Origin of the sequence: Phenylobacterium sp. J426, assembly GCF_024699945.1 — a bacterium.
Lineage (GTDB): Bacteria > Pseudomonadota > Alphaproteobacteria > Caulobacterales > Caulobacteraceae > Phenylobacterium.
In genome coordinates this window covers 2,364,741-2,382,350 of sequence record NZ_JAJOMY010000001.1, presented here as the reverse complement: position 1 = coordinate 2,382,350, position 17,610 = coordinate 2,364,741, and the positions used below count along the sequence as shown (strand labels likewise).

18 protein-coding genes and 3 pseudogenes are annotated in these 17,610 nt (G+C 70.3%); 9 read left to right on the top strand and 12 right to left on the bottom strand.

Going from position 1 to position 17,610, the window contains the following annotated elements:
- Positions 1-22: 22 nt before the first annotated feature.
- The 6 genes and pseudogenes from LRS10_RS12530 to LRS10_RS12505 form a co-directional block, all read right to left on the bottom strand.
- On the bottom strand, positions 23-2,947 hold the full coding sequence (locus LRS10_RS12530) for an endoglucanase (RefSeq protein WP_257837552.1): 2,925 nt from the start codon (positions 2,945-2,947) through the stop codon (positions 23-25).
- 3 nt (positions 2,948-2,950) lie between these two features.
- The gene (locus LRS10_RS12525) at positions 2,951-3,547 is read right to left on the bottom strand and encodes a MotE family protein (RefSeq protein WP_257837551.1); all 597 of its coding nucleotides are present in this window, start codon (positions 3,545-3,547) and stop codon (positions 2,951-2,953) included.
- A 157-nt stretch (positions 3,548-3,704) separates the two neighbouring features.
- Positions 3,705-3,851 (bottom strand): hypothetical protein, encoded by a 147-nt coding sequence (locus tag LRS10_RS12520; protein WP_257837550.1) that lies wholly within the window; start codon positions 3,849-3,851, stop codon positions 3,705-3,707.
- The gene (locus LRS10_RS12515) at positions 3,848-4,351 is read right to left on the bottom strand and encodes a DUF6468 domain-containing protein (protein ID WP_257837549.1); all 504 of its coding nucleotides are present in this window, start codon (positions 4,349-4,351) and stop codon (positions 3,848-3,850) included. Before LRS10_RS12515 ends, LRS10_RS12520 begins: the two co-directional genes overlap by 4 nt.
- Positions 4,348-5,417 (bottom strand): annotated as a pseudogene (gene fliM, locus LRS10_RS12510) (flagellar motor switch protein FliM). The gene LRS10_RS12515 and the pseudogene fliM overlap by 4 nt, the downstream one beginning before the upstream one ends.
- 33 nt (positions 5,418-5,450) lie before the next feature.
- Positions 5,451-6,056 carry a flagellar basal body-associated FliL family protein gene (locus LRS10_RS12505; protein WP_257837548.1) on the bottom strand — a complete coding sequence of 202 codons (606 nt, stop codon included), beginning with the start codon at positions 6,054-6,056 and terminating at the stop codon, positions 5,451-5,453.
- Positions 6,057-6,276: 220 nt separating this feature from the next.
- Here LRS10_RS12505 and flgF point away from each other — a divergent pair, with 220 nt between their 5' ends.
- The 5 genes from flgF to LRS10_RS12480 are packed head-to-tail and all read left to right on the top strand — an operon-like array spanning position 6,277 to position 9,842.
- A complete protein-coding gene (gene flgF, locus LRS10_RS12500; protein ID WP_257837547.1) occupies positions 6,277-7,014 on the top strand; it encodes a flagellar basal-body rod protein FlgF in 738 nt (245 codons plus the stop codon).
- Positions 7,015-7,028: 14 nt separating this feature from the next.
- Positions 7,029-7,817: a flagellar basal-body rod protein FlgG gene (gene flgG, locus LRS10_RS12495; RefSeq protein WP_257837546.1), complete on the top strand. Its 789-nt coding sequence runs from the start codon at positions 7,029-7,031 to the stop codon at positions 7,815-7,817.
- 4 nt (positions 7,818-7,821) lie between these two features.
- On the top strand, positions 7,822-8,556 hold the full coding sequence (flgA, locus tag LRS10_RS12490; RefSeq protein WP_257837545.1) for a flagellar basal body P-ring formation chaperone FlgA: 735 nt from the start codon (positions 7,822-7,824) through the stop codon (positions 8,554-8,556).
- A gap of 33 nt (positions 8,557-8,589) precedes the next feature.
- Positions 8,590-9,318: a flagellar basal body L-ring protein FlgH gene (flgH, locus tag LRS10_RS12485; protein WP_257839154.1), complete on the top strand. Its 729-nt coding sequence runs from the start codon at positions 8,590-8,592 to the stop codon at positions 9,316-9,318.
- Positions 9,319-9,374: 56 nt separating this feature from the next.
- Positions 9,375-9,842 (top strand): hypothetical protein, encoded by a 468-nt coding sequence (locus LRS10_RS12480; RefSeq protein WP_257837544.1) that lies wholly within the window; start codon positions 9,375-9,377, stop codon positions 9,840-9,842.
- Here the strand turns inward: LRS10_RS12480 and dxs are convergent.
- From dxs to LRS10_RS12465, 3 genes and pseudogenes are all read right to left on the bottom strand, one after another.
- Positions 9,839-11,759: pseudogene (dxs, locus tag LRS10_RS12475) on the bottom strand (1-deoxy-D-xylulose-5-phosphate synthase). The gene LRS10_RS12480 and the pseudogene dxs sit on opposite strands and share 4 nt — an antisense overlap.
- Positions 11,760-11,785: 26 nt before the next feature.
- Complete coding sequence (locus LRS10_RS12470; protein ID WP_374569895.1) at positions 11,786-12,664, bottom strand: polyprenyl synthetase family protein; 879 nt, start codon at positions 12,662-12,664, stop codon at positions 11,786-11,788.
- Positions 12,664-12,909: an exodeoxyribonuclease VII small subunit gene (locus LRS10_RS12465; RefSeq protein ID WP_257837543.1), complete on the bottom strand. Its 246-nt coding sequence runs from the start codon at positions 12,907-12,909 to the stop codon at positions 12,664-12,666. Before LRS10_RS12465 ends, LRS10_RS12470 begins: the two co-directional genes overlap by 1 nt.
- Before the next feature lie 143 nt (positions 12,910-13,052).
- Between LRS10_RS12465 and LRS10_RS12460 the strand changes: the two genes are divergently transcribed.
- Positions 13,053-14,465 (top strand): PhoX family protein, encoded by a 1,413-nt coding sequence (locus tag LRS10_RS12460; protein ID WP_257837542.1) that lies wholly within the window; start codon positions 13,053-13,055, stop codon positions 14,463-14,465.
- 4 nt (positions 14,466-14,469) lie between these two features.
- Here LRS10_RS12460 and LRS10_RS12455 read toward each other — a convergent pair whose 3' ends face one another.
- Together LRS10_RS12455 and LRS10_RS12450 are read right to left on the bottom strand one after the other, a co-directional pair.
- Positions 14,470-15,090 (bottom strand): histidine phosphatase family protein, encoded by a 621-nt coding sequence (locus LRS10_RS12455; RefSeq protein ID WP_257837541.1) that lies wholly within the window; start codon positions 15,088-15,090, stop codon positions 14,470-14,472.
- Between the two features lie 49 nt (positions 15,091-15,139).
- Positions 15,140-16,066 (bottom strand): histone deacetylase family protein, encoded by a 927-nt coding sequence (locus LRS10_RS12450; RefSeq protein WP_257837540.1) that lies wholly within the window; start codon positions 16,064-16,066, stop codon positions 15,140-15,142.
- Positions 16,067-16,139: 73 nt separating this feature from the next.
- On the opposite strand from LRS10_RS12450, the gene LRS10_RS12445 reads away from it, so the two are divergent.
- From LRS10_RS12445 to LRS10_RS12435, 3 genes and pseudogenes are all read left to right on the top strand, one after another.
- Complete coding sequence (locus LRS10_RS12445; protein ID WP_257837539.1) at positions 16,140-16,682, top strand: GNAT family N-acetyltransferase; 543 nt, start codon at positions 16,140-16,142, stop codon at positions 16,680-16,682.
- 142 nt (positions 16,683-16,824) lie between these two features.
- A pseudogene (locus LRS10_RS25150) lies at positions 16,825-17,019 on the top strand (transposon DNA-invertase); the annotation flags it as partial.
- 121 nt (positions 17,020-17,140) lie between these two features.
- The gene (locus tag LRS10_RS12435) at positions 17,141-17,326 is read left to right on the top strand and encodes a helix-turn-helix domain-containing protein (protein ID WP_257837537.1); all 186 of its coding nucleotides are present in this window, start codon (positions 17,141-17,143) and stop codon (positions 17,324-17,326) included.
- Here LRS10_RS12435 and LRS10_RS12430 read toward each other — a convergent pair.
- On the bottom strand, positions 17,323-17,574 hold the full coding sequence (locus tag LRS10_RS12430; RefSeq protein ID WP_257839152.1) for a LysR substrate-binding domain-containing protein: 252 nt from the start codon (positions 17,572-17,574) through the stop codon (positions 17,323-17,325). The genes LRS10_RS12435 and LRS10_RS12430 overlap by 4 nt on opposite strands.
- Positions 17,575-17,610: the final 36 nt, after the last annotated feature.

Below are 17,610 nucleotides of genomic sequence, written 5' to 3'. Positions count from 1 at the left end.
CCTTGCACGGCGCTGGCAGGCGCTAATTCGTCGCCGCCTTGCCGGCCGCCGCGGGAGCCGGATTGGGAGCCGCCGCCCTGCCCGTCGGCGACGGCCTCGTCTTGAAGCGCTGCTTCATCCGGTCGACCCAGCCCGCGAAGGCCTCGTTGTCGGCGCTGACGCGGCCGAAGTCGCCGACGCTGAGCCGGCCGGAGGGTTCGCCCGACAGCGCGATGCGCAGGGCTTCGGGGTTGTTGGCCTTCTCGTAGAAGCCCGCGTACTGACGCTCCAGCCGCTGGAGCGAGGCGTCGTCCCCAGCCAGGCTGTAGGCGACCCCGGCCCGGAGCAGCTTGCCCTCCTCCTCAGCGGTGAGGGCATCGGGGTTCTTCCAGCGCTCGCTCAGCGACTTCTCGAACAGCGGGCCGGCGGCCGCCCAGTTCTTCTGCTTCCAGGTGATCTCCGCGCGGAGCTCCTGGGCTTCACGGGAGGCGTCGCGCTCGATGATCTCCAGCGCGTTTTCGTGGCGGCCGACGGCGGCCCAGGCGCGGGCCTCGATCAGACGGCGCTCGTTGTTCAGGGCGGTCGGCAGGACCGTCGTGCGCGAGGCGTTGATCGCCTGGATCGCGGCTTCCGGCTTGCGGTCCATCAGATAGATCAGCGCCAGGTCCGTGGACACCTGGGCCTTGGCCACGCCCTCCAGCCGGTTGTCCGCCTGGTACTTGAGGAGCTCGGCGGCCTGGGGCAGCAGGTCGACGTCGACGAGGCGGCGGACCAGCTTGCGGACCATCAGGTCGCCGTCCGCGCCGACCGGCGTCAGTTCCTTGAAGTCGTAGAACAGGGCCAGCGCCTGGACCGGCTCCAGACCATCCGCCATGCCGTCGAGGAACAGGGCCCGGAAAGCGGCGGAGAGGTCGGCCTGGAGCTGCAGCGCCTCGGGCAGGTCGGGCAGACGGCCGCCGGCGGTGCGCAGCGCCTCCAGCGCCTCGCGGTAGCGCCCTTGGTCGAGGTAGAGGTTGCCGAGCGCCCGGATGGTCTCCAGTTCGGTCGCGTCACCGCGCCAGCGGTAGCGCAGGTTGTCGAACACCGTGGCCGCCTGCAGCGGCGTGAGCTTGCCAGTCTCGAGCTGGATCCGGGTGGCGCGCAGAAGGGCCGGCGCCGAGATGGAATCGACCGGGGCCTTGGCGACGGCGGTGTAGATCCTGAGCGCGCGGTCCTTGTGCCCCTGCAGTTCGATGATCCGCGCCTGCAGCAGGCGGCTCTGCAGTTCCTCGGCCGCGCCGGCCTTCTCCGCGAGGGCGAGTTTGACTCGGGCTTCGGCGCCCACGAGGTCGCCCTGGTACAGCGAGGCCTGGGCCTCCGCGCGGGCGAACCGGGCCTTCCAGGCGGGGGAGAACAACGCGAAGGACTCGGCGCCCTTGCCGAACTGGGCGCGGGCGTCGGGCCAATGGGCCAGCTGCGTCGAGACGTAGGAACGCCACATGGCGCTGGACGGGTCGTCGGCCAGTGCGGGCGCGGAGAGGTCCGCCTCGGCCTCCTTGTACCGGCGGGCGAGCACCCGGGCGACGCCGCGCAGACCGCGGAACTCGGGATCGTCGAGCATCTCGGGATGTTCGCGCGCCAGGTTGTTGAGGATCCCGATCGCCTCGAACGAGAGCTCCGAGCCCACCAGGAAGCGAGCCAGCGCCATGCGCGCGGCGACCGGGGCCTGGCGGTCCTTGTTGGCGCCCTCGGCGGCCGCTGCGGCCATGAGCGAATTGTAGCGGGCCAGGAAGCCGTGCTCGCCGGTCTGCGCCCATTCCTCGGAGATCAGGGCCGGCATGGGGGCCGGCTTCGGCGCGCCGAGTTCGGCCTGTTCTCGGTCCTTGGTGGCCCAGGCCGGCGAGAGCGTCAGGCCCTGCGGCCGGCCGATGCGGACGATGTCGCCGTCGCGCCGGACGCTGAGGTCGTCGACGAAGCTCTCGACCGCCAGGCCCTGGATCGAGGGCAGCAGCGCCATCTGGACATAGTCGCGCCGGCTCGGAACGCCCTTGGGCGGGCCCAGGGCCGTGACCACCGTGACGACATCGCCCACGACCGGATCGGCGAAGCGGACCACGCGTGTGGCGCCGGCCACCGGGGCCTTGATAACCGGGGGGCCGCCGGCGGCGTCGCGGCCGACGCGGACGATGCCGGGCTGGGACTGGCCGCCGGGCCCGAGGGCGATGGTCCAGGTGTCGCCCACAGCGGTGGCGAAGATCGGCGTGTCGGGGGACGTCTCGATCCTGAGCGCGGCGTGGTCGGTCCCGCGGAACGCCTGGATGGCGCCCAGCTGTTTCAGCCCCTTGGGCGCGGCCGAGACGTCGAGCTTGGCGGGCGCATCGAACACCACCCATACGGCCCCGCCGCGGCGGAAGACGGCGGCGCCGGCGGGATTGGCCCAGTTGAAGGTGAGCTGCGCCTGACCGGCGGCGACGTTCACGCCCACCTTCACCACGCCGCCGGGCGGCAGAGGATCGGGCCGCGGCGGCTCGGGCTCGGCCTGAACCACGTCCACCGGCGCGCGCTCCGGGGCCGGCGGCTTCTCGAAGACGTTGACGTAGGAGGCGCCGTCGGCGGTCCCGACCTTGGCGTCGGCGTCATCGGCCAGGGTGAGGACGAGCTGCAGCTTGCCCCCCGCGCGGCGCTTCTCGGCGGTCTTCACCCATCTGGGCGGCGAGGTGCGCAGGCGCGAGATGTCGGGGTCGGCGTCGCGGCTGAAACTGAGGGTCAGCACCTGGCCGTCGCGCTTCGCGGCGACCGCGGCCTGGCCCTTCCAGTGGAACTCGATGCGCGAAAAGGTCTCGGCCTGGGCGATCCGAACGTCCAGCGGACCCGTGGCCGTCTTGGCGCCGCCGGCCTCCGCCGCGGGCGCAGCCATCCCGGCCGGCGCCGCCACCGAGGCGATGCAGGCGGCGGCGACGCCGGAACGGAGGGCCTGGCGCAGGCGCATCGGCTAGCCGGCCTTGGCCGGCGGGGCGGCGGCCTGCGGCGCCGGGGCGGGCGGCGCGGCCTCGGGCTTGGCGGCCTGTTGATTGGCCGGCGCGGCCTTGCGCGGCGGGGCCTGGCGACGCGGCGCGTTGGCGGTCTTGGCCGGCGGGGCGGCCGGCGCCGCGGCGGGCGGCTCGGCGCCGTTCTGCGCCAGTTGCTGGGCGCGGGCCGCAGCGGCCTGGGCGTCGGTGAAGCGCTTGGCGAGGCCCTCGGTCAGCTTCTTGGCCTCGGACGCCGGCATCTGGGCCATGATCGCCGACAGCGAACGCTCCTTCATCTTGGCGGCGATCGGCAGGCGCACGGAATCGTCGAGCGCCGTGAAACGGGGCGCGGCATCCTTCGCCTTCATGCCTTCGAAGACCTTCACCAGGCGGTCGATCTCGGCCTGCTCCATGGCGTCGGCCTGAGTCAGGAGGCCCTGCACCTCGCCCTTCAGGCCGTTCAGCGCCTTGATCTTGGCGTCCAGCTTGGCCTCGGCCGCGGCCATGAGCGCAAGCTGGGTGTTGAGGTCGTTTTCGCGGGCGTCAAGGACTCCCCGGCGCTCGCCCAGGCTCTGCAGCACCTGCAGCTCGGCCGGCGACAGCCCGGCGGCCTTGGCAAGTTCGGCGGCGGTCGGCGCGCAGACGGCCTTCGGCTGCAGGGTCGGGGGCGGCAGGCCCGCGGCGGCGTCCTTGGCCTCGCCCGTGTCGGCCTTGGCGTCCTCCGGCCTGGCCTTGGGGTCACCCCCCCTTCACGGCTTCCTCGGCGAACGCACGGGCGCCGGACAGCATGCCCGGCAGGTCGCGGGCGCCGGCCAGCGCATTCACCGCCAGGACGCCGCCGATGGCGAGGCCCACCAGCGGCAGGATGCGGGGCATGGAATTCACCGGCGGCCTCCGAAGGGCGCATCGAGGGTCAGCGGCTCGTCCTCGAAGAGGTCGGCGTCAGGGTCCACGGCCGGGCGCGCGACGGGGCGCATGGTCAGGCGGGGCTCTTCACGCACGAGACGCTCCGGCTTGGCGCGGGCCTCGCGCGCCGCGGCCAGCAGGGCGCCGAGGCGGCGCTCGGCGTCCCGGTCCACGTCCGGCGCCGACCGGATGTGATCCGGCGCCTGGGCGGTCAGGCGCTCCAGCTTGGCGGCGAGCGCGCGCCCCTTCTCGATGCGGTCGGCGAGTTCGTCGGTCGCCTCGTCGGTGGCGGCCCGCAGATCGGCCAGACCCTGCTCGGCGCGCTGGGCGGCGGCGTTCAGCTCGGCGACGGCGGTGGCGAAACCGTCCTGGCTGTCGCGCAGCGCCTTCAGGCGGCGGTTCAGCCGGACGCCCATGGTCAGCGCGGCGAGCAGAAGCCCCGCCAGCACCAGGTTCATGATCAGGCCGATCAGGCTCATTGGGACCTCGTGACGGCTTGGCGGGCGTGCGGCGTAAGAGGCGCCTCGACCCGGACGGCGATGTGGGCGTTGCGGCGGCCCATCCGGCCGCGGGTCAGGGAATCGCCCCGGCCCGCAGCTCGATGAGGCTGTCGGGGGTGGCGTTCAGCATCAAGGTGTCGCCGACCTTCAGGTCGAGGACGCGCTGGAGGCTGACCTGCTGCTCGTCGAGCACGGCGCGCACCTCCATGTTGGTGGTCCACAACTCGGTGGCGAGGTGGCTTTCCCAGATGTTGTCGCGCCCGAACTTCTCGCCCATGAACTGCTGCAGCAGCATCTTCCGAATGGGCTCGAGGGTGGCGTAAGGCAGCAGGAGCTCGATCCGCCCGCCGCGGTCTTCCATGTCGATCCGCAGCTTCACCAGGATGGCCGCGTTGGCGGGCCGCGCGATGGCCGCGAACCGCGGGTTGGTCTCGAGGCGATCGAGGGTGAAGCTGACAGGCGTCAGCGGCTCGAAGGCCTCTCGAGCGTCAGCGAGTACGACCTCCACCATGCGCTGAACCAGCACGCGCTCGATTGTGGTGTAGGGGCGGCCTTCGATCCGCATGGCCGCCGTGCCGCGGCGGCCGCCCAGCAGCACGTCGACGATCGAGTAGATCAGGTTGGAGTCGACCGTCAGCAGGCCGTAGTTGTTCAGCTCCTCGGCGCGGAACACCGACAGGATGGCCGGCAGCGGGATCGAGTTCAGGTAATCGCCGAAGCGGATAGAGCTGATGTTGTCGAGGCTGACCTCGACGTTGTCGGACGTGAAGTTCCGCAGGCTCGTGGTCATCAACCGCACCAGGCGGTCGAAGACGATCTCGAGCATCGGGAGGCGTTCGTAAGAGACGAGCGCCGAGTTGATGATGGCCCGGATGCCCGTGCGCTCGGAGACCTCGTCGTCGGAGAGATCGAAGCCCAGCAGGCTGTCGATCTCATCCTGATTGAGGATCCGTTCGGAGCCGATCAGACTCTCGGAAGCGCTTTTCGGCGCCGCCCATCCGGCGTCGGCGCTGTCGGTTTGCGGGGCTTCGACGTCTTCGCTCATGCGACTGGCGCTCTCGACTAGGACCCGGAGGCCCTAGTTGATGAGCATCTCCTCGATCAGGACGGCGTTGGCCTTGGATGGGGCGATCACCAGGTTCACCCGGCGCAGGATCTCCATGCGGAGCTGATAGCTGCCCTGGCTGCCGGCCAGGTCCTCCGGGCGCAGCTCGCGCAGGAAGCTCTGGAACATGTCCTGGAGCCTCGGCATGTTCGGATCGAGCTCCTCGACCGCCGCCTCGTCGGGCAGCTCGAGGGTGAGCTTCAGCTTCAGGAAGGTGGGCCGACCGTCCGCGGTCTGCATGTTCACGACCACGTCGGGCATCGTGTAGAAGACCACGCCGTCGGGGCCTTCGCGCACAACCGCGGCGCCCTTCTCGCCTTCCTTGCCCTTGGCGCCCTTCTCTTCCTTCTTCTTTTCCTTCTTCTTCGGCTTGGCCTCGCCGTGGGCCGCCGCCTCGTCGGGCTTGGGCGAAAGGAACATGAAGGCGGCTGTCCCGCCGCCGCCCAGCACGACCACCGCGGCCACGCCGCCGATGATGAGAAGCTTGAGCGGCAGCTTCTTCTTGGCCGGCGCAGCGCCCTCCTCGCCCTCGGCGGGAGCCTCGCCTTCCGGAGCCTCCTTGACCTTGTCCTTGGCCACGCGCGCGTTCCTTAGAATCCTGTCCCGCACACGTGTGACGCCGGTTTGGTTAAGAACCGGTTTTTAACGGACCTTAACGGCGGCCAAGCCTGCCCGGCATTTTCCGCCGCCCGGCGCCCGTTAACTTTATTATCCGTTGAAATTGTTGAGGTTTCGGAGTGGCCCGAACCTTGCAGCGAGAGGGGCTGAAAACGTCGCCCTGCAAGGCTTGCCGGTTAAGATGGACAACGCCCTCTACGTCGGACTGTCGCGCCAGATGGTGCTCCGCAAGGAGATGGACATCATCGCGAACAACATCGCCAACCTGGACACCACCGGGTTCAAGGTGGAGTCGCTGCTGCACAAGACCGATCCCCAGGCGCCGGCCATGACGCTCGGCGGGCCCAAGCCGGTGAAGTTCGTCTCGACCGATGGCGTTGCCCGGGACTTCGGGCAGGGCGCGCTGCGCCAGACGGGCGGCGAACTGGACCTGGCCATCGATGGCCAGGGCTTCTTCCGCGTCCAGGCGGACGACGGCGAGCGGTTCACCCGCGACGGCCGCTTCCGCACCGACGAGATCGGCCGCCTGACGACCCAGCAGGGGCAGCCGGTGATGGACGAGGGCGGCGGCGAGATCACCATCGACCCGGAGAAGGGGCCGGTCTCCATCGCCAAGGACGGCACCGTCAGCCAGGGCGCCGAGCGGATCGGCAAGGTGGGCGTGTTCACGTTCGAGAGCCTCGCCGCGCTCGAGAAGACCGGCGACAACCAGTACCGCAACACCTCGAACCTGATGCCGCAGCCGGCGGCCGAGGCCGCCCTGCGGCAGGGCATGCTCGAAGGGTCCAACGTCCAGGCCATCCTGCAGATCACCCGCATGGTCGAGGTGAGCCGCGCCTACGAGTCCACCGCCAAGATGATCGATTCCGAAGCCGACCTGTCGCGCCGCTCCGTCGAGCGCCTGGGCCGGGTCCAGTAAGGGGATAGCGTCCGATGCAAGCGCTCCGCACCGCCGCGACGGGCATGGCCGCCCAGCAGCTGAACGTCGAGGTCATCTCGAACAACATCGCCAACATGAACACCGTCGGCTTCAAGCGTCAGCGGGCGGAGTTCCAGGACCTGCTCTACCAGACGTTCGAGGCGGCCGGCGTCCAGTCCTCGGACCAGGGCACCATCGTGCCGACGGGGGTGCAGGTGGGCGCGGGCGTGAAGGCCGGCAGCGTCTATCGCATCCAGACCCAGGGCACGCTGACGCGCACCGACAACAAGCTCGACATGGCGATCGATGGGCTGGGCTACCTGCAGGTGCTGCTGCCCTCGGGCGAGACGGCCTACAGCCGCGCCGGCAACCTGGCCGTCAACGACCAGGGGCAGCTGGTCACCCAGGACGGCTACCAGATCCAGCCGGGCATCACGATCCCGCAGGATGCGGTCGACATCGCCATCTCCAAGAGCGGTCAGGTGCAGGTGACCCAGGCTGGCCAGGTCGCGCCCGCGGTCGTGGGCCAGCTGGAGCTCGCCACCTTCCTCAACGAGGGCGGGCTGAAGGCTCTGGGCTCGAACCTGTTCATGGAAACCGCGGCCTCCGGCGCGCCGACGACGGGCGTCCCGGGCGAGAACGGCGTCGGCCACCTGATCCAGGGCTACACCGAGGCGTCGAACGTCGACGCGGTGTCGGAAATCACCGCCCTGATCGTCGCCCAGCGCGCCTACGAGATGAACTCCAAGGTCATCTCAACCGCCGACAACATGCTGCAGACCGCCAACCAGGTGAAGGCGTAGAGCCATGAAGGCGCTGGCCTCCCTCACCTTCGCCGCCCTGCTGGTCGCCGGCCCCGCGCTGGCGGGCACGCCCGTGACACTCAAGGCCGACGTGACCGACGCCGATGGCCTGGTCACCCTGGGCGACCTGTTCGACGGCGCGGGCGCGGCGGCCGGCGTCCCGCTCGCGGCGCGCACGGGCCAGACGATGATGCTGAACGCCGCCACGGTTCAGGCCGCGGCGCGGCGCGCCGGCCTCGACTGGGCCAACGCCCAGGGCATCCGCCAGATCGTCGTGCGCGGCGGCGCGCCCGCCGTGGCCCAGCGCGGCAACGTCGAGGTGCTGACCTGGTCGCGCAACATCATGGCGGGCGAAACCATCCAGGCCACCGATCTCATCTGGGGCAAGGCCGCCATGGCGCCGACCGACGCGCCGTCGGACCCGGACATGGTGGTAGGTCTCGCTGCCCGGCGGCCGCTGCGCATGGGCGCCGCCGTGGCCGGTCGCGACATCGCCGCCGTCGAGGTGGTGAAGGCCGGCGAGATCGTCACCCTGACCTACGAGGCCGACGGCGTGTCCCTGGCCCTGCAGGCCAAGGCCGTCACCGGCGGCGGCGTGGGCGAGACCATCAACGTCCAGAACGTCTCCTCGAAGAAGGTCGTCCAGGCCGTCGTCACCGGTCCCGGCCAGGCCGCCGTCGGCCCGGCCGCCGACCAGCTCAAGCTGCTCAACCGTTCCACCCGCGTCGCGCTCCGCTGAAGGAAGCCCCCATGCGTCTCCGCCCCCCTCGCCCTGCTCGCCCCCCTGCTTCTTGGCGCTCCGCTGGCCGCCTGTTCGACGGTGACCGAGGCGGTGCGCGGCCCGGAACTGGCCCCCGTGGGGTACCCCGCCGCAATCGTCGGCGTGCAGCAGCAGGTCGTGCCCCTGGCCTCGGTCCGCGAGCCCCTGCCCCAGCCGGCCAGCGCCAACTCGCTGTGGCGTGTCGGCGCCCGCACGTTCTTCACCGACCAGCGCGCCGGCCGGGTGGGAGACATCCTGACGGTGCAGATCGACATCGACGACAGCGCCAAGACGATCAATTCGACGACCAGCTCGCGCAGCTCGGGCGCCACCGCCGGCATTCCCCACCTGCTGGGCCTGGAGAGCAGCCTCGGCAGGCTGCTGCCGGGAGAGTACGACCCCGCCAACGCCATCTCGACGAGCTCGAAGTTCGCGAACACCGGGGCCGGCGCGGTGAACCGGGCCGAGAAGATCAGCCTGACCATCGCCGCCGTGGTCACTGGCATCCTGCCGAACGGCAACATGACGATCCAGGGGACCCAGGAGGTCCGCACGAACACCGACATCCGGCAGCTGACGGTGGCGGGCATCGTGCGGCCCGAGGACATCACGGCGTCCAACACCATCCGCCACACCCAGATCGCCGAGGCGCGTATCAGCTACGGCGGTCGCGGCGACATCAGCCGCGTGCAGAAGACGCCGGCCGGCCAGTCGCTGATCGAGCGCTTCTCGCCGTTCTAAGAATGTGATCGGGATCAATGCGCGGGCGCTGGCGTTAACCCCATAGAGGGAGCGTCATGCGCCGCCGTTGTCTTTTCAGCCTTTTCGCCGCACTCAGCGTCGCGGCCTGCGCCCATCCGGTGACGCCCGTCCCGGTCGAGCCGATGAGCTGGGGTCTCGTCGAGACGCCGGACGAGAACAAGCTGGCCTACGGCGAGCCGGGCACGGACAATGTGGTCCTCATGCTGGCCTGCGAGCCTCGCTCCGGCGAGGTGCTGGTGACGCTCGTGGACCATGAAGATCGCGCCGCGCCGGTCATGACCCTCCATGTGGGGCGCGCCGCCTCGCGTCGGCCGGCGGAGGCGCAGCCCGACATGATGACTGGTGGCTTCCTTATCGAGGCGGTGACGGCGGCGACCGACCCGACGCTCGAGCGTTTCCGGCGCGGCGAGCCGCTGACCGTGCAGGTCGGCGCCCGCCGGACGCAGCTGCCGCCGGCGGCGGACGAAGGGCGCCGCTTCGTGGAAGGCTGCCGCGCGGCTTAGGCCCGGCGCCCCGCCGCCGAGGCGTTGTCGGCGCCCAGCGCGCCCAGCGCGGCGCGAACGATGCCTTCGGCATCAAGCCCTGCCTGGGCGTACATGATCTCGGGCTTGTCCTGATCCTGGAACACGTCGGGCAGGGTGAGCGTGCGGATCTTCAGACCACGGTCGAGCGCGCCGTGCTCGGCCAGCGCATGCAGCACGAAGGCGCCGAAGCCGCCCAGCGCGCCCTCCTCCACCGTGATCAGGGCCTCGTGCTCGCGGGCGAGCCGAAGCAGCAGGTCGAGGTCGAGGGGCTTGGCGAAGCGGGCGTCGGCGACGGTGGCGGAGAGGCCGCGCGCGGCCAGCAGGTCGGCGGCCCGCAGGCTTTCGGTCAGCCGCGTGCCGAACGACAGGATCGCGACCGCTGTGCCCTCGCGGACGATGCGGCCCTTACCGATCTCCAGCGGGTCGGCGAGCGCCGGGATCTCGACGCCCACGCCTTCGCCGCGCGGATAGCGGAAGGCCGAAGGCCGGCCGTCGATAGCCACGGCCGTGGCGATGGCGCGCGCGAGCTCGGCCTCGTCGGACGGGCCCATCAGCACCATGCCGGGGAGTTGCCCGAGGTAGCCGACGTCGAACGAGCCGGCGTGCGTCGGACCGTCGGCGCCGACCAGGCCAGCGCGGTCGATGGCGAAGCGAACCGGCAGGCCCTGGATCGCCACGTCGTGGACGACCTGGTCGTAGCCGCGCTGCAGGAAGGTGGAATAGATCGCCGCAAAGGGCTTCATGCCGTCGGCGGCGAGGCCGGCGGCGAAGGTCACCGCGTGCTGTTCGGCGATGCCGACGTCGAAGGTCCGGTCCGGGAACTTCTGACCGAAGAGGTCGAGACCGGTGCCCGACGGCATGGCCGCAGTAATGGCGACGATCTTGTCGTCGCGCTCGGCGTGCTTGATCAGCTCCTGGGCGAAGACCTTGGTGTAGCTGGGCGCGCCGGCCTGGGCAGGCTTGGCCTGCTGGCCGGTGACGACGTCGAACTTGACCACGCCGTGATACTTGTCGGCGGCGTTCTCGGCGGGGGGCGTAGCCCTTGCCCTTCTGAGTGACGACGTGGACCAGCACGGGCTTGTCGTCGATCTTGCGGGCGTTCTGCAGCACGTGGACCAGGGCGTCCATGTCGTGGCCATCGATCGGGCCGACATAATAGAAGCCGAGCTCCTCGAAGAACGTGCCGCCGGTGACCATGCCGCGGGCGAATTCCTCGGCCTTGCGGGCGGCCTCCTGGATCGGGCGCGGGAAGGCCTTGGCGACCGCCTTGCCGACATTACGCAGCGACTGGTAGCCGCCGCCCGAGACAAGCCTCGCCATGTAGGCGCTCATGCCGCCCACAGGCGGCGCGATCGACATGTCGTTGTCGTTCAGGATGACGGTGAGCTGCTTGGTCGTGTCGTAGGCGGTGTTCATGGCCTCATAGGCCATGCCGGCGCTCATCGAGCCGTCGCCGATGACGGCCACCACCCTGTTGTCGCGACCGGCGGCGTCGCGCGCCGCGCAGAAGCCGAGCGCCGCCGAAATCGAGGTCGCCGCGTGGGCGGCCCCGAACGGGTCGTATTCGCTCTCGGCCCGCTTGGTGAAGCCCGAAAGGCCGCCGCCCTGTCTCAGGGTGCGGATGCGGTCGCGGCGACCGGTGAGGATCTTGTGCGGATAGGCCTGGTGGCCCACGTCCCAGATCAGGATGTCCCTGGGCGTCTCATAGACGTGGTGCAGGGCCACGGTGAGCTCGACCACGCCCAGGCCTGCGCCGAGGTGGCCGCCCGTCTGCGACACCGCATCGATGGTCTCGGCGCGCACCTCGTCCGCAAGCTGGCGCAGCTGCGGGATCGAGAGGCCGCGCGTGTCGGCGGGCGAATGGACGTTGTCGAGGAGAGGTGTTGCGGGCGGCATGGGGAACGCGGGTACGTCTTTCCGGGCTACTGCCGGCGCTCTAGCACGAAATCGACGCTGGCCCGCAGGAAATCGGCCCGGTCGCCAAAGGGGTCCAGGTGGGATTTCGTCTGCTTTTCGAGCAGGCCGAGGCGCTCGCGCGCGGCGTCGACGCCGAGCAGGGTGACGAAATTCGCCTTGCCCTTCTGGGCGTCCTTGCGGGCCGCCTTGCCCATCGCCGCCTCGTCGCCCTCGGCGTCCAGCAGGTCGTCGACGATCTGATAGGCCAGGCCCAGATCATGGGCGAAGGCCATCAAGGCGTGGCGCTCGGCTTCCTTGGCGCGGGCCAGCACCAGCGGCAGCTCGAACGCGCAGGCGATCAGGGCGCCGGTCTTCAGGCGTTGCATCCGGGCGACGCCGCCGAGGTCGTCACGGACGCCCAGGATGTCGATCATCTGGCCGCCGGCCATGCCACGGGCGCCCGAGGCCAGGGCCAGACGCATGATCAGCTCGCTGCGCACGCCGCCGTCCGAATGTGTGTCGGGGTGGGCCAGGATCTCGAAGGCGGCGGTCTGCAGGGCGTCGCCGGCCAGCACCGCCGTCGCTTCGTCGTAGGCCCGATGCACGGTGGGTCGCCCGCGGCGGACGTCGTCGTCGTCCATGCACGGCAGATCGTCGTGGACGAGGCTGTAGGCGTGGATGCACTCCAGCGCGCAGGCCGAGCGCAGGACGGCCCGATCGTCGAGATCGAACATGCGGCCCGTCTCGAGGGCGAAGAAGGTGCGAAGCCGCTTGCCGGGCCCGAGCACCGCATAGCGCATGGCTTCGGTGAGCCGGCTCTCCGGCCCATCGGCCCGGGGAAGGAGCTCGTCGAGCGCCACCGTCACGAGGTCGGCGGCCTCCGCCACCCGGCGCGAGAGGTCCATCAGCCGAACTCGGCGGGCTCGGCCGAGGGCTGCCCGCCGTTGGCGCCCATGACGATCTTCTCGACCCGCAGGCGCGCGGCTTCCAGGCGGGCCTCGCAGTGGGCCTTCAACGCCGCGCCGCGCTCGTACATCCGGATCGAGTCCTCGAGCGGAGCCTGACCGGACTCCAGCCGCCCGACGATCTGCTCCAGCTCGGCCAGCGCCTGCTCGAAGCTCATGGCGGCGATGTCGGCGGGCTCGGACATAAGGTCTCTCTTCAGGCTTGCGGCGAACCTAGAACTGGCGTCCCGGGCGGTCCACCCGCTAAGGCTGGCCGGCGGCGACTCCGTCATCGGATTGCAACGGACGGCGGATAGCTCGCGGCCAGCAGGGGTGCAATCCGAAGATCATGTCCGTCAGCCGTCGCAGCTTCCTGGCCCTCGCGGCCACCTCCGCCGCCTTCGCCGGCCTCTCACGCGCCACCGCGCAATCGCTCGGCGGCTCCAAGGATGACATCGTGGGCTACGGCCCGCTGCAGCCTGACCCCGCCGGCGTCTTCGACCTGCCGGAGGGCTTCTCGTACAAGGTGGTCTCGCGCGCCGGACAGGTGATGGACGACGGCCTGCTGACGCCCGGCAAGCACGACGGCATGGCCTGCTTCCCCGACGTCGCCGACCGGAACCGGGTGATCCTGGTGCGCAATCACGAACAGCGGCCCACCGAGCCGGACCGCTCGGCCTTCGGCAAGGACGGGGGCCTCGCGTCCAAGGTTCCGGCCGACAAGGCCTATGACCGCATCGCGTCCGGCGTGCCGATGGACGGCGGGACGACCACTCTGGTCTGGGACCTCAAGCAGCAGCGCCTGGTCACGCACCATCTGAGCCTCGCCGGGACGGCGGTGAACTGCGCCGGCGGACACACGCCGCAGCGCAGCTGGCTCAGCTGCGAGGAGACCGAGATCAAGGCCGGCGACGGCGGGACGAAGGACCACGGCTGGGTGTTCGAGGTTCCGGCCGACCTGCGCGGCTTGGCCGACCCCGCCCCCATCACCAGCATGGGCCGCTACAAGCACGAGGCCACGGCCACCGACCCGCGGACGGGCATCGTCTATCTGACCGAGGACGCCTCGGACGGCTCAGGCCTGTTCTACCGCTACCTGCCGAACGATCCCGCGCGGCTGCACGCCGGCGGCCGGCTGCAGGCGCTGGGCTTCCGCGAAGGCGCCAGCGCCGACCCGCGGAACTGGGACAAGCCGTTCTGGAAGACGGGCGACCGCAAAAAGGTGGTCTGGGTGGACCTCGAAGGCGTGGACAACCCGCACAACGACCTGCGCCACCGGGGCCACGGCAAGGGCGCGGCCTATTTCGCCCGAGGCGAGGGCATCTACTTCGGGGACGGCGAGCTCTATTTCACCTGCACCAGCGGCGGGCCGAGCCGCGACGGCCAGGTGATGCGCTATCGGCCCTCGCCGCACGAGGGCAAGCCGGGCGAAGCGGACCATCCCGGCGACATCGAGCTGTTCCTGGAGACCACCGACAAGCAGCGGCTGTCGATGCCCGACAACCTCGCCATCGCGCCGAACGGGCATCTGTTCCTCTGCGAGGACAAGTATGCCGGCTACAACATGCTGAAGGCGGTCACGCCCAAGGGGCAGATCTATACGGTCGGCCGCAATGCGCAGAAGCCCGCCCTGCCGCTGGCGCCCAACACCGAACTCGCTGGGGTCTGCTTCTCGCCGGACGGTTCGACCTGCTTCGTGAACATCTACTTCCCGGGGATGACCCTGGCGATCACCGGGCCGTGGAAGAAGCTCAGGGCGTAAGAGGTCAGCCGCGTTCGAAGCGACGCATGGACCAGTACTTGTAGCCCTCGCTCTCGACGAGCTTCCAGCCGAGCTTCCGCAAGGACCGGCCGACCATGAAGTTGAAGAAGCCGTGGGCGAGGACCACCACGTTCTCGCCGCTGGCGGCCAGGCCGATCAGCATGGCGGCGGCGCGATCTGCGCGCTCCTCGGCCTGGGAGCGCGTCTCCTGCCCCTCGTGATGGTCGAAGAACCACCACCAGAGGCGGGCGAAGAAGCCCCAGAGCGAGGGCGACATCCGGATCCAGCGCGGCCAGTTCGGCGGCGGGAGGGGCGCCTCGATCAGCAGGTCGTGGCGATCGAAGACGCGATCCTTCGCCAGCGCCTGGACGCTCTCGATCGAGCGCAGGCGGGTCGAGGAGATCAGCGCCCCGCAGGATTCCACGAAGCTCAGCAGCTGCTTGGGCGGCGTCTGGCCCGGCAGCAGGCCCAGGATCTCGTAATTGGCCCAGAACTCGCGGTACTCGGCGGCATTCAGCCGGACCTTGCGCGACAGCGCCGGCTCTCCGTGCCGCGCAAGGATGATCGCGCCATGGCGGATCGCGGCGGGCTTCGCCGGAGGCTCGTCGGTCAGGGCCCTACTCATCAGACCCGTACGCCCTTGCCGTTGGCGCCAAAGCGCAACTGAAAGCCCCTCACCCGTCCGCCAGGGCTCTCACATGCGCAAGCGCGGAGCGGCCCAGAGCTTCGAGGTCGTACCCGCCCTCGAGCGAGGACACAACCCGACCCTTGGCCGTGCGGGCCGCGACCGAGACGATGGCCCGCGTGGCCCAGGCGAAGTCGTCCTCCTCCAGGCTCTGGCCCGCGCCGCCGATCGGGTCGCGCCGGTGAGCATCGAAGCCGGCGGACACGATGATCAGATCCGGCCGGAAGGCGTCGACCTCGTCCATCAGCCCTTCGAAAGCCCCGCGCCAGACGGCGGCGGGCGCTCCGGGCGGGGCGACGGCGTTGGCGATATTGCCCGCGACGTTTTCGGAGGGGTGTCCGGTGCCGGGCCACATCGGCCACTGCTGGATGGAGGCGAGAAGCAGGCCGTCCTGACCGGCGAAGGCAGCCTGGGTGCCGTTGCCGTGATGGATGTCGAAGTCGACCACGGCGACGCGCTTCAGCCCGGCCGCCTGGGCGGCCTTTGCCGCCACGGCCACGTTGGAGAAGATGCAGAAGCCCATCGGCAGGCCGGGCTCGGCGTGGTGGCCGGGCGGTCGGACCGCGCAGAACGCCCGCTGCGCCCGGCCCTGGGCCACGTCGCGCACCGCCTGGACAGCCGCCCCGGCCGCCCGTCGCGCTGCGATCAGGCTGCCGGCCGACATGTAGGTGTCCTCGTCGAGGACGTGCAGCTCGCGGGCCGGCGACAGGCCGAAGATGCGCTGGAGGTGAGCCGGGTCGTGGACCCGGGCCAGATCCGGCTCCTCGGCGAGCGGTGCGTCGTTGGGGATCAGGGCCAGGTCCGAGGCGTCGTCGAGGGCGTCGATCACGGCCCGCAGCCGCTCCGGCCGCTCAGGGTGACCCTCGCCCGGACGGTGGTCCAACATGTCCACGTGGGTATAAAGCGCGACGTCCATGGGGGGCATCCTAACGCAAGGCGCTCCCGAGTTCGAATTCCGGCGATCCGCGACGGACGCCGCGGGGGGCCAGATGAGCGACGCCTTGATCCGCCGTGCGGGGCCGGAGGACGCCGAGACGCTGTCGGCGCTCGGCGCCCAGACCTTCAGCGAAACCTTCGGCCACCTCTATCCGCCCTCTGATCTGGCGACCTTCCTGCGCGAGGCCTACGGCCTACCGCGGACCCGGGCCGATCTCGCCGACCCCGCCAAGGCGGCCTGGCTGGTCGAGGTCGGGGGCCGGCCGGTCGGTTATGCCCAGGCGGGACCGTGCGCCCTGCCCCACGACGAAGTCACGGACGGCTGTGGGGAGCTGAAACGCATCTACTTCCTGAAGGGCTGGCAGGGCGGCGGGTTGGGCAAGCGGCTGTTCTCGGAGACGATGGCCTGGCTGTTGGCGGATGGCCCACGCAATGTGTGGATCGGCGTCTGGTCTGAGAACTACGGCGCGCAACGCTTCTATGCCCGCCAAGGCTTCCAGAAGGTGGGCGAATACGGCTTCCATGTCGGCCGGACAGTCGACGCCGAGTTCATCCTCAGACGAAACGCGGAAGATTTTGCTACAATTCTGCCATAATTGGGGTTCGCCGAACGCTAATACGGCTGAGCGGGCAGGATGCAGGGCGAATATTGCCGAGATTTAACCTGCTGAGACCTTCACTTCGAAGGCCTCTTCTGGGACTCTGGAACTCCGAGTGGCGAGTGCTTCAGAGGGCGGCATGCTCAAGATCGGCTACGTTCGACCCAGCGACGCGAACCTGGGCGAGCAGGTCCAGGCTCTCGAAGACCTCGGATGCCAGGTCGTCCGGACCGAAGCCTCCCTGGCCGAAGGCGCGGCGGCGCCCGTCCTGGCCTCGATCCTCGACTTCATCGCCGCCGGCGACCAGCTTGTGGTCGGTCGGCTGGAAGACCTGGCCACCACAAGTCACGAGCTCCTGGACGTCGTGGCGCGACTCGAAGCCCGCGGCGCCCACGCTTTACGTCGCCGACGCCGGCATCAGCAGCCAGGGCGAGAGCGGCCGCGCGCTGCGCGCCGTGCTCCAGGCCGTCGGCGCGCTGGCGTCCGACGCGACGCGCAAGCGCCGCGGCAGCCCCGCCGAGGTCCAGCAGATCCGGGCCCTGAAACGGGCGGGCGTCGGACCCGTGGAGATCGCACGCCGGCTTGGCGTGTCGCGCATGACCGTCTGGCGCAAGCTCCGCGAGATGGAAGCCCACAACTAGCCCCGACGCTGGGCCTGCACGAAGTCGACGAACGCCCTGAGCGGCGACGGCGGAATGCGACGGCTCGGGTAGTATAGATAGGGTTCGTCGAACGTCTCCGACCAGTCGGCCAGCACCTCCACCAGGTCCCCGCGCTCGAGGTAGGGCTGCACATAGCCATCGAACACGGCGGCGAAGCCCAGGCCTGCGACGGCCGCTTCCATCATGAGGGCGAGGTTGCTGGAGATCAGCGGACCTTCGGGCGCCAGGCGGACGCTCTCCCCCGCGCGCTCGAATCGGCGCGA

Bases quoted from the DNA above. Each gene is read 5' to 3' on its own strand.
- LRS10_RS12530 (WP_257837552.1), bottom strand. From the start codon at position 2,947: ATGCGCCTGCGCCAGGCCCTCCGTTCCGGCGTCGCCGCCGCCTGCATC.
- LRS10_RS12515 (WP_257837549.1), bottom strand. From the start codon at position 4,351: ATGAGCCTGATCGGCCTGATCATGAACCTGGTGCTGGCGGGGCTTCTG.
- flgF (WP_257837547.1), top strand. From the start codon at position 6,277: ATGGACAACGCCCTCTACGTCGGACTGTCGCGCCAGATGGTGCTCCGC.
- flgG (WP_257837546.1), top strand. From the start codon at position 7,029: ATGCAAGCGCTCCGCACCGCCGCGACGGGCATGGCCGCCCAGCAGCTG.
- flgA (WP_257837545.1), top strand. From the start codon at position 7,822: ATGAAGGCGCTGGCCTCCCTCACCTTCGCCGCCCTGCTGGTCGCCGGC.
- LRS10_RS12480 (WP_257837544.1), top strand. From the start codon at position 9,375: ATGCGCCGCCGTTGTCTTTTCAGCCTTTTCGCCGCACTCAGCGTCGCG.
- LRS10_RS12470 (WP_374569895.1), bottom strand. From the start codon at position 12,664: ATGGACCTCTCGCGCCGGGTGGCGGAGGCCGCCGACCTCGTGACGGTG.
- LRS10_RS12465 (WP_257837543.1), bottom strand. From the start codon at position 12,909: ATGTCCGAGCCCGCCGACATCGCCGCCATGAGCTTCGAGCAGGCGCTG.
- LRS10_RS12460 (WP_257837542.1), top strand. From the start codon at position 13,053: ATGTCCGTCAGCCGTCGCAGCTTCCTGGCCCTCGCGGCCACCTCCGCC.
- LRS10_RS12455 (WP_257837541.1), bottom strand. From the start codon at position 15,090: ATGAGTAGGGCCCTGACCGACGAGCCTCCGGCGAAGCCCGCCGCGATC.
- LRS10_RS12450 (WP_257837540.1), bottom strand. From the start codon at position 16,066: ATGGACGTCGCGCTTTATACCCACGTGGACATGTTGGACCACCGTCCG.
- LRS10_RS12445 (WP_257837539.1), top strand. From the start codon at position 16,140: ATGAGCGACGCCTTGATCCGCCGTGCGGGGCCGGAGGACGCCGAGACG.